The sequence below is a fragment of the Quisquiliibacterium sp. genome, from assembly GCF_982640115.1.
Map to the genome: position 1 here is coordinate 1 of NZ_CEXFHW010000146.1, position 10,208 is coordinate 10,208.

Annotated in this window: 8 protein-coding genes; 4 read left to right on the forward strand and 4 right to left on the reverse strand. The window is 71.6% G+C overall.

Translation table 11 applies throughout. The features are described from left to right. From AC2H6A_RS14670 to AC2H6A_RS14680, 3 genes are all read right to left on the reverse strand, one after another. Positions 1-2,392: CaiB/BaiF CoA transferase family protein (locus AC2H6A_RS14670; protein WP_484274345.1), on the reverse strand; the 2,392-nt coding region annotated here is incomplete at its 3' end. 311 nt (positions 2,393-2,703) lie between these two features. Continuing rightward, positions 2,704-3,711, reverse strand: coding sequence for an aldo/keto reductase (locus AC2H6A_RS14675; RefSeq protein ID WP_484274346.1), 1,008 nt, complete (start codon positions 3,709-3,711; stop codon positions 2,704-2,706). 54 nt (positions 3,712-3,765) lie between these two features. Next, positions 3,766-4,377, reverse strand: a complete 612-nt coding sequence (locus tag AC2H6A_RS14680; protein WP_484274347.1) for a sigma-70 family RNA polymerase sigma factor — start codon at positions 4,375-4,377, stop codon at positions 3,766-3,768. Between the two features lie 206 nt (positions 4,378-4,583). Here AC2H6A_RS14680 and AC2H6A_RS14685 point away from each other — a divergent pair, with 206 nt between their 5' ends. Both AC2H6A_RS14685 and AC2H6A_RS14690 read left to right on the forward strand, forming a co-directional pair. After that, a complete protein-coding gene (locus AC2H6A_RS14685) occupies positions 4,584-5,300 on the forward strand; it encodes a response regulator transcription factor (protein ID WP_484274348.1) in 717 nt (238 codons plus the stop codon). Further along, positions 5,297-6,772, forward strand: coding sequence for a sensor histidine kinase (locus AC2H6A_RS14690; protein WP_484274349.1), 1,476 nt, complete (start codon positions 5,297-5,299; stop codon positions 6,770-6,772). The genes AC2H6A_RS14685 and AC2H6A_RS14690 overlap by 4 nt, the downstream gene beginning before the upstream one ends. On the opposite strand, the gene AC2H6A_RS14695 is transcribed toward AC2H6A_RS14690, so the two are convergent. Further along, positions 6,747-7,985, reverse strand: coding sequence for a multidrug effflux MFS transporter (locus tag AC2H6A_RS14695; RefSeq protein ID WP_484274350.1), 1,239 nt, complete (start codon positions 7,983-7,985; stop codon positions 6,747-6,749). The genes AC2H6A_RS14690 and AC2H6A_RS14695 overlap by 26 nt on opposite strands. 99 nt (positions 7,986-8,084) lie before the next feature. On the opposite strand from AC2H6A_RS14695, the gene AC2H6A_RS14700 reads away from it, so the two are divergent. Further along, complete coding sequence (locus tag AC2H6A_RS14700) at positions 8,085-9,428, forward strand: argininosuccinate synthase (RefSeq protein WP_484274351.1); 1,344 nt, start codon at positions 8,085-8,087, stop codon at positions 9,426-9,428. 27 nt (positions 9,429-9,455) lie between these two features. Beyond that, on the forward strand, positions 9,456-10,208 hold a 753-nt coding region (locus AC2H6A_RS14705), incomplete at its 3' end, for an ATP-binding cassette domain-containing protein (RefSeq protein WP_484274352.1).

Genomic DNA, 10,208 nt, shown 5'->3' on the forward strand with positions numbered 1-10,208 from the left:
CGAGATCGGCCTCGGTCAGGCCGAGCACGCCGGTGAGCACCTCGCGGTTGAACTGGCCCATGGTGGGCGCCGGCCAGCGCACCGGCGGCGGCACACCGCCCTGACGGTACGGCGGGCTCACCAGCGGATGCAGGCCGACCACCGCTCGCTCCACCCGGCGGATCACACCGCGAGCCACCAGATGCGGATCGGTGTAGAGCGCCACCGGGGGCAGCACCTCGCCGGCCGCCACGCCGGCCTGCTGGAGCCGCCGCGTGGCGTCGCCGGCAGGACGCACGGCGCACCAGGCACTCAGGACCTGATCGATGCGATCGGCCTGCGCGCGTCGGCCGGCCGCCTCGGCGAGCGCGGGATCAGCGGCCAGCTCGGCCGCGCCGATGGCCGCACAGAGCGCGCGCCAGGCAGCGTCATCGGTGACCGCCACCAGCAGCCAGGCATCGGGCCCCTGGCAGCGGTAGATGCCGTGCGGCGCATGGTCCGGGTGGCGGTTGCCGGTGCGAGGCGCCAGCTGGCCGTTGGCCGACTGCTCGACCACCCAGGGCGCCACGAAGGGCAGCATGCACTCCACCTGGGCGAGATCCACATGCTGACCCTCGCCGGTCAGCTCGCGATGGCGCAACGCCACCAGCAGCGCGCAGGCGGCATTCAGGCCTCCCACCGCGTCACCATGCGCGATGTGGTTCATCACCGGCGGGTCGTCGGCGCGCCCCGACACCGAGGGCAGGCCGCTGCCCTGCTCGAGGGTGGAGCCATAGGCCCGGCAGTCGGACCAGCTGCCGCTCGCGCCGTAGGCGGCCATCGAGACCATCACCAGCCGCGGGTTGATCTGGCGAAGGTCGGCATAGCCCAGGCCGAGCCTGGGCAGCACCTGGCTGGAGTAGTTCTCGACCACGGCATCGGCGCCACGCACCAGCTCGCGCAGCAGGGCCGCGCCCTCGGGATGGGTGAGATCGAGCGTGATGCCGCGCTTGTTGCGGTTCATGGCGAGAAAGCGCGGGAGCTTCTCGTAGGTGCGCGCCTCGAACTCGGCCTGGCTCTGGCTGGTGCCGCGCCACCAGTCGGGATAGCCGCAGGCCTCGACCTTGATCACATCGGCGCCGAGATCGGCCATGTGCCGGGTGCACAGCGGCCCGGCCCAGCCCATGGAGAGATCGATGATGCGCAGGCCCGAGAGGGGGCCGTGGTCGGCGCCCGGGCGGCGTACCGGCCCGGTGAACACCGGCGCGGGAGCGCGGTCGAGCCAGAGTGCGGCCGGATCGCTGCTGCCGGGGGCAGGCACCTCGCCGCCCGAGGCCGGCGGGGTGAGGGTGAGGTGCAGCGGCGAGCGCGGCGCCTCGAGTTCGCGGCCGGCCACCCGCAGGCGGGCGATCGCACCGCGCTCGCGAAACGGCGGCACCTGCAGCAAGCCGGCCATGTCGGGCACCACCGCGAAGGGCAGCTTCTCCTCGAGGCCGCGGGCGAACCAGTGCTCGGCGCTCTGGCTGGCCAGCGCGGCCTCGATCCGGGGCTCGAGCGTGTCGGCAAAGCGCAGCCGGTCGGGGCCCATGTGATAGTCGGGATGATGGGCGAGGTCATCCATGCCCAGCAGATGGCAGAAGGCGAACCACTGCAGCGGCGTGACCACCGTGATGCCCAGCCAGCCTTCGCGGCAGCGGTACACCCCCATCGGATAGGTGGGCGTGAAGCGGTTGATGCCCAGGCGCGGCTGGCCGCGCCCGGTGGGCTCGGCCTCGCAGCCCTGATACTCGGAGAGTGCCACCACCGCCTCGAGCACGCTGAGCTCCCAGGCGCCGCCGCCGGCGCGGTCGCGCCCGGGCAGGCTCGCCGCCAGCGCGATGAAGGCCGACAGCGCCGCCACCACCGAGGACTGATGGTCGGACAGCACCAGCGGCGGCCCTTCGGCCGGGCCGATCAGCTGGATCTGCCCGCCCAGCGCCCGGCACACCGAGTCGGTGCCGCGCCAGCCGGCATACGGGCCGCTGCGACCGAACCAGCTCAGGTCGGCCACCGCGAGGCCCGGGCGGGCGCGACGCAGGGCCGCGTGATCGATGCCGGCGGCCGCGCGCTCGGCCGGATCGAGGCTGTCGATGATCACATCGGCGGCGGCCAGAAGCCGCGCGAGCGTCGGCCGGTCGGCCGCGGTGTCAGGCGAAAGCGTCACCGAGCGCTTGCCGAAGTTCATGGCCGCGAAGGCGGCGCCGGCCATCTCGGGCGCCAGGCCCTGGATGCGCGGCGATGCGAGCCGCGACGGGTCGCCCCCCGGCGGTTCGACCTTGACCACCTCGGCACCGAAATCGGCGAACAGGCGGGCGCACAGCGCGCCGGCCGGCAGGGTGCCGATCTCGAGCACCCGCAGACCGGACAGGGGAGGACGGGGAGATCCGTCGCTCATGTCCGGATCCGGCACTGGGCGGCCACGCGCGACACGCGGCGATGAGCGGGCAATGCGGTCACGCGAGAGTCTCCCCGGAGAAGGATCCGCGCGCCTGCGCGATCCTCGGCCAGCCGGCGATCGGCGCGACACGCTGTCGTTGTGTGTCAACCGAGGAGAGCACGCGCCGGAATCGGCTGTCAACGCGCCCGCCGACCCGGCGTTCCGAGGCGTGGCCCGTCTCCGATACCAGCGATCCGCTTATGGCCGGACGCGCCGCTGGCGGCCGCTTTGCTGGCGCGCCGCCTGCGCTCGCGGGCCTCGTCCGGTGATCAGCGGCTGCGCCGCCGTCCGCTGAAGGGATAGGACGGGTCGTGGTAACCCGGGGTGGAGGCGTGCCCGGGCGTGACCAGCTCATCGACCGCCTGCTCGTCGGCGTCGGTCCAGTCGACGCTCTCGGCGCCGAAGTAGTCCAGCCACTGCGCCAGCGTGCGCGGGCCGGCGATCACCGAGCTCACCAGCGGATTGGCCAGCACCCAGGCCACGGCAAAGCGCGCCAGCGGCAGCCCACGGCCGGCGGCGTGCACCGCCAGGCGCTGCGCCACCCGCAGCGACTCCTCGCGCCACTCGGTCTCCATCATGCGGCGATCGCCCCGGCCGGCACGGCTGTCCTGCGCCGGCGGCTGACCGGGCAGGTACTTGCCGGTGAGCACACCGCGGGCCACCGGGCTGTAGGGCACCACGCCCAGGCCGTAGTGGGCGCAGGCCGGCAGCAGCTCGACCTCGGGCATGCGGTTGAGCAGGTTGTAGTAGGGCTGGCACACCGCCGGTCGCGGCATGCCGATCTGGTCGGCCAGCCGCACCGCCTCGGCGATCCGCCAGCCGCGGAAATTGGACAGCGCCCAGCTGCGGATGCGCCCGGCGCGGATCAGGTCATCCAGCCCGCGCAACGCCTCCTCGAGGTTGTCGTCCTCGAAGTCGCGGTGCAGGTAATAGAGGTCGATATGGTCGGTGCCGAGCCGGCGCAGACTGTCCTCGCAGGCCCGCATCAGCCACTTGCGCGACCAGCGCCCCGCGTTGGGATCGGAGGACATCCGGTTGCCGACCTTGGTGGCCAGCACCCAGCGGTGCCGGTCGGCCGCGATCAGCCGGCCGGTGATCTCCTCGGACACGCCGCGGCTGTAGACATCGGCGGTGTCGATGAAGTTGATGCCGCGGTCGCGGGCGACGGCGACGATCTCGGCACTGGCGGCCTCGTCGGCCTGGTCGCCGAACATCATGGTGCCCAGGCAGAGCACCGACACATCGAGATTGGTGGCGCCGAGTCGGCGGTATTTCATGGCGGGCTTCCGATCGATGAAAGCCCTCATGGTAGGCCGCCGCGCGGCCGCGGCCTACTCCCGGTGTTCGCGCATGCGCTCGGCCAGACGCTTGCGGGCCCGATGCAGCCGGACCCAGCAGTTCGCCTCGCTGATGTTCAGCCGCTGACACACCTCCTCGGTGGACAGGCCCTCGATCACCTGCATCACGAAGACCTCGCGCAGGGTGGGCGGCAGGGCGTCGATCTCGCGCGCCAGCCGCGCACGCATGCGCCGACGCGACACCTCGATCAGCGGGTCCTGGGCCTCGGCCTGGGCCAGGGCCTCGAGGCCGCCGGGCAGGCCTTCGGCGGGGATCTCGTCCACGGGATCGTCCTCGGTGGCCTGCCGCACGTAGCGGGATTCCCGACGGAACACATCCTGGATCTTGTGGTTGAGGATGCCGATCAGCCAGGTACGCAGGGCGGAACGGCCCTGGAATCCCTCGCGGCTGGCCAGCGCGGCAGCGAGCGCGTCCTGGACCGCATCCTCGGCGAGATCCTCGTCTCGGATGCGGCGACGGGCGAATCGCAACATGGCGCCACGGTGGGTGGCCAGCTCGAGCGCGGCAGCGGCGGTGGCGCGCGCCGAAGCCGCGAGGCCGACGGATTCGGGAAACAGGGCGGGTGAAAGGGTGGCAGCACTCATGGGGACGAAGCCTCCGTTCAGTGGGGCAAGCAATGCAGCCAGTCTGCCCATCCGATCTGTCAGCCAGATCACCCGAAGATCACGATTCGATAACGAATGCGCCGGCCCGCGACGGACCGGCGCTGCGCGATCGGCTTTCAAGCGACGCCGGCTGGGACTATCCTGCCGCCTCGTCCACCCCGAGCCCCGCTCCGGACGCCCCACCCATGGACCGCCGCATCCTCGTCATCGAAGACCAGCGTGACATCGCCGATCTGATCGCGCTGCACCTGCGCGACCTCGGCCATGAGGTCGAGTGCCTGCATGACGGGGTGCAGGGCCTGGAGGCGGCCCGCAGCGGCCGCTTCGACCTGATCGTGCTCGACGGCATGCTGCCCGGGCGCGACGGCCTTGAAGTGCTGCGCGCCCTGCGCCTGGACCGTATCGACACGCCGGTGCTGATGCTCACCGCCCGATCCGGCGAGATCGACCGGGTGCTGGGCCTGGAGCTCGGCGCCGACGACTACCTCACCAAGCCCTTCTCCATCCCGGAGCTGCAGGCGCGGGTCAAGGCCATCCTGCGGCGCATCGAGCGCCGGCCCGTCGCGCCTGCCAGCGATGACGAGCGGCTGGTGTTCGGCGACCTGAGCATCGACACCGCCAGCCGCGAGGTGCGGCTGCGCGGCCGGCCGGTGGCGCTCACCGCGCGGGAGTTCGACCTGCTGCTGCACTTCGCGCGCAACCCGGGGCGCGCGTTCACCCGCATGCAGCTGCTCGATGCCGTCTGGGGCACCAGCTTCGAGGGCTACGAGCACAACGTCAACACCCACATCAACCGCCTGCGCGGCAAGATCGAGACCGACCCCGCCGACCCGCGCTATGTGCTGACCGTGCGCGGGGTGGGCTACCGGTTCACCGACCCGCGGGCGGCCACCGGCCGATGAAGTCCCTGCGCTTCCGGGTGCTGGCACTGGTGGCGGCCTTCGGGCTGCTCACCGCGGTGCTGCTGGCCGGCATCCTGTTCACCTCGGTGCGCGGCTACTACATGGACCTCACCTCCGACAAGTCGGCGCGCTTCATCGAGCGGGTGCTCGAGATGCACCCCGACCTGTGGGCCGCCTACGAGAAGGATCCGTCCGCCTTCTCCAGTCAGCTGCGCGAGTATGTGCTCTATTCGCCCAACACCGGCCTGTACCTGCTCGACGAGACCGGCGCGATCCTGGCGAGCGCGGGCGACCCGGGCGCGCATCGGGGCGCGCAGCCGATCGACCTCGCGCCGGTACGCGCGGCCTTCGAGACCGGCTCCGATGAGCCGGTGATCGCCCACGACCCTGACGAGCCCCGCCGGCGCTGCCTGGTGGCGGCCCGACCGGTGATGCGCGGCGGTCAGGTCAAGGGCTGGCTCTATGTGGCGGCGCGCTCCACCGACCTCGCCTCGCACACGCCCGAACTGCTGCGCAGCTATGCGGTGCGCACCGCGGTCACGGTGGCCCTCATGACCCTGTCACTGGGCGTGCTGCTCACCCTGGCCATGATGGCCCTGCTCACCCGCCCGCTGATCCAGCTCACCCGGGTGGTGGAAGGGGTGCGCGATGCCGACTTCGCCGCGGGCGTCGAGCAGCTGCTGCTGCCCAACTGCGGCCGCGACGACGAGGTCGGCCGGCTCTCGCGCACCTTCCGCGAGACCTTCGACCGGCTCAATCTCGAGGCTGCGCGGGCACGCGAGACCGACACCCGCCGGCGCGAGATGGTGGCCAGCGTGTCCCATGACCTGCGCACGCCGCTCACCGCGCTGATCGGCCTGCTGGACACCGTGCGGCTGAAGGGCGGCACCCTGAGCGCCACCGAGCAGGCGGACTATCTCGCCCGCGCCTCGGACAATGCGCAGCATCTCAAGCGCCTGACCGATGCGCTGAACGAGCTCTCGCGGCTGGACAGCCCGGAGTTTCGCACCCACCCCGAGCCGATCGCCATCGGCGAACTCGCCGACGATGTGGTGCAGCGCTTCCTGGCGCGCGCGCACGAGGCCGGCCTGAGTCTCGAACTCGATTACCCGGACGGTCTGCCGCTCACCGCGGTGGACGCGGGGCTGATCGAGCGGGCGCTGGCCAATCTCATCGACAACGCGCTGCGCGTCACGCCCAGCGGGGGCCGGGTGCGGGTACAGGTGATGCGGGAGGCCGGCGGGCTGCGGATGGAGGTGTCCGACACCGGGCCGGGCGTGGCCGAGGAAGACCAGCCCCGGGTGTTCGACCGCTTCTACCAGACCTCCCGGCACCGCGACCTGCGCGGCAGCTCCGGGCTGGGGCTGGCGATCGTCAAGCGGGTGGCCGAACTGCACGGCGGCCACGCCGGACTGCGCAGCCGCCCCGGCGAGGGCGCCACCTTCTTCATCGATCTGCCGGCTGCGGCCTGAATCGGCGCTGCGCCACCAGCAGCACGGCGCCCACGCCCATCAGGGCGGCGCTGCCCAGGGCGAGGCTGATCAGCGAACCCCAGAGCAGCGGCACCAGGAGAGCCGCGGCCAGGCTGTTGGCGACGCTCTGCACGAAGCCATGACAGGACGAGACCATGCCGCGCCGCTCGGGCGAGAGATCGCTCAGCATGACCTGCAGCGGCGGCGTGGCGATCGCCAGGCCGAAGGTGTAGACGCACAGCGGCAGCGCCGCCCAGGGCAGCGCACCGGGGAGCAGCCAGCTCACCAGCAGGTTGGCCGCCACTGCCCCTGCCATGAGCACCTGACCGAGCCGGATGCTGACATCGGGCGCGAAGCGGTCGGCCAGCCGTGACGCGAGCAGCGCGCCGCCCATGGTGCCGATCGTGAAGGGCAGGAACAGCCAGTAGAACTGCGTGGGCGCCAGACCCAGCAGGGTGATGAGAAAGGCCGGAGCCGCCATCACGTAGAGGAAGAAGCCCTGGAAGCTGGTGCCCATCGCGAGCGACAGCCGCCAGAACTGCGCCTGCCGGAACACCGAGACATAGCCACGGGCGAGCGAGGCCGGGCGCAGGCTCTGCCGGCGCCCGGGCGGCAGGGTCTCGGGCAGCAGCAGCAGCACCGCGAGCCACAGCGCCGAGGCCATGAGCACCAGGAACCAGAACACCGCGCGCCAGCCCAGCCAGTCCTGGAGCAGGCCGCCGATCATCGGCGCGATCGCGGGCGCGAGCGCGAAGACCATGGTCGACTGGGCCATCAGCCGATGTGCGTCGGCGCCATGGGCGAGGTCGCGGATGACCGCGCGGCTGATCGCCAGGCCCGCGCCGCCGACCAGGCCCTGCACCGCACGCCAGAACCAGAGGGCCTCGATGCTGCCGGCCAGCGCCGCGCCGACGCTGGCGCCCGCGAACACCGCGTACGAGAACAGCAGCACACGCCGTCGGCCGAGGGCATCGGACACCGAGCCGTGCCACAGGATGGCCATCGCGAAGGCGAAGAGATAGGCCGACAGGGTCTGCTGGACCTGCACCGGCGAGGCGGCGAGATCGCGGCCTATGGCCGGCAGCGACGGCAGGTAGGTGTCGATGGCGAAGGGGCCGATCGAACCGAGGGCGGCGAGCAGCACCACGAAGCCGCGCGAGGCGCGAAACCGCGGCGGCTCGGGCGCTGCGGCGGGATCGGGGGCAGGGCTCACTCCGACACTGTACCGCGCATGGCGGTGACGGCCGGCGCGGCTCGCGCGGCCTATATAATCGAGGGTTTCCATCCTTTCGGCGCCACCCGGCCCCCGCCCATGACCAAGCCCGACAAGCGTATCGACAAAGTGGTTCTCGCCTACTCGGGCGGCCTGGACACCTCGGTGATCCTGAAGTGGCTGCAGGACGAGTACCACTGCGAGGTGATCACCTTCACCGCCGACATCGGCCAGGGCGAGGAGCTCGAGCCGGCCCGCCAGAAGGCCGAGAAGTTCGGCGTGAAGAAGATCTATATCGAAGACCTGCGCGAGGAGTTCGTGCGCGACTTCGTCTTTCCGATGTTCCGCGCCAACACGCTCTATGAAGGCGAGTACCTGCTCGGTACCTCGATCGCGCGGCCGCTGATCGCCAAGCGTCTGGTCGAGATCGCGCGCGCCGAGCGCGCCGACGCCATCTCGCACGGCGCCACCGGCAAGGGCAACGACCAGGTCCGCTTCGAGCTCGGCGCCTACGCGCTCATGCCCAATGTGCGCATCATCGCGCCCTGGCGCGAATGGGATCTGCTCTCGCGCGACAAGCTGCTGGCCTATGCCGACGCCAACGGCATCCCGGTCGACTACAAGAAGCGCAAGGGCGAGGCGCCCTTCTCCATGGACGCCAACCTGCTGCACATCTCCTACGAGGGCGGCGTGCTGGAAGACCCGGCCCGCGAGCCGCCGGCCAAGGGCATGTGGCGCCTCACCGTGCCCGTGGAGAAAGCGCCGGGCAAGCCCGAGGATGTCGAGCTCGAGTTCCGCCGCGGCGATCTGGTCGCCATCAACGGCAAGGCCATGCGGGCCCACGAGCTGCTCGCCGAACTCAACCGGCTCGGCGGCCGCCACGGTGTCGGGCGTCTCGACCTGGTCGAGAACCGGTATGTGGGCATGAAGTCGCGCGGCTGCTACGAGACCCCGGGCGGCACCGTGCTCTGGAAGGCGCACCGCGCCATCGAGTCGCTCACCCTCGACCGCGAGGTGGCGCACCTGAAGGACGACCTGATGCCGCGCTACGCCAGCCTGGTGTACAACGGCTACTGGTGGTCGCCCGAGCGGCGCGCGCTGCAGGTGCTCATCGACCACACCCAGCAGAATGTCAACGGCTTCGTCACGCTGCGGCTCTACAAGGGCAATGTCACGGTGGTGGGCCGGCGCTCCGAAGACTCGCTCTTCGACGCGCGCATCTCCACCTTCGATGACGACGGCGGCGCCTACAACCAGGCCGACGCCGGCGGCTTCATCAAGCTGAACGCGCTGCGCATGCGCATCGCCGCGAACAAGGCCGCCAGCAAGGCCGCGCCCAGGCCGCGCGCCACACGAGCCGGCAAGGCGGCCGCAAAGCCCGCAACCACGGCAGCCGCGGCCGCGCCGGCCGCCGGCGCGCGCCGGCGCAAGGCTGGCGCCTGAGCCCGGCTCGGGCGCGCATCCCGCCCGATGGCCCTGCTCACGGTTCAGGGGGCTGAACTCGCGTTCGGCCACCATGCGCTGCTCGCCGGTGTCGATCTCGCGATCGAGCCCGGCGAGCGCATCGGCCTGATCGGCCGCAACGGCACCGGCAAGTCCTCGCTGCTCAAGGCCATCGCCGGCGAGCTGAAGCTCGATGCCGGCGAGATCCGCCATGCCGGTGGCGTGCGGGTGGTCTTCCTGGCGCAGGAGCCGGCCTTCGAGCCCGGCCTGAGCGTGTCGCAGGCGGTGACCCGCGCGCTCGCCAACGATCTCGACGAACACGAGGCCTGGCAGTGCGCCCACCGGGTGGAGGCTGCGCTGTCACGCTTCAGCCTCGACGGCGATGCCGCGATCGACACCCTCTCCGGCGGCCAGCGCAAGCGGGTGGCGCTGGCCCAGGCGATGGTGCGCGAGCCCGACCTGCTGCTGCTCGACGAACCGACCAACCACCTCGACATCGCCGCGATCGTCTGGCTCGAGGGCGTGCTGCGCAGCTTCCGCGGCGCGGTGCTCATGATCACCCACGACCGGCGCTTCCTCGACGCGGTGGTCACGCGCATCATCGAGCTCGATCGCGGCATCCTGCGCAGCTACCCGGGCGACTTCGCCACCTACCTGCGGCGCAAGGCCGACGAGCTCTCGGCCGAGGCGCTGGAACGGGCGCGCTTCGACAAGCTGCTCTCGCAGGAGGAGGTCTGGATCCGCAAGGGCGTGGAGGCGCGGCGCACCCGCAACGAAGGC

Coding starts and splice junctions, on each gene's coding strand:
- AC2H6A_RS14675 (WP_484274346.1), bottom strand. CDS start 3,711: ATGAAATACCGCCGACTCGGCGCCACCAATCTCGATGTGTCGGTGCTC.
- AC2H6A_RS14680 (WP_484274347.1), bottom strand. CDS start 4,377: ATGAGTGCTGCCACCCTTTCACCCGCCCTGTTTCCCGAATCCGTCGGC.
- AC2H6A_RS14685 (WP_484274348.1), top strand. CDS start 4,584: ATGGACCGCCGCATCCTCGTCATCGAAGACCAGCGTGACATCGCCGAT.
- AC2H6A_RS14690 (WP_484274349.1), top strand. CDS start 5,297: ATGAAGTCCCTGCGCTTCCGGGTGCTGGCACTGGTGGCGGCCTTCGGG.
- AC2H6A_RS14700 (WP_484274351.1), top strand. CDS start 8,085: ATGACCAAGCCCGACAAGCGTATCGACAAAGTGGTTCTCGCCTACTCG.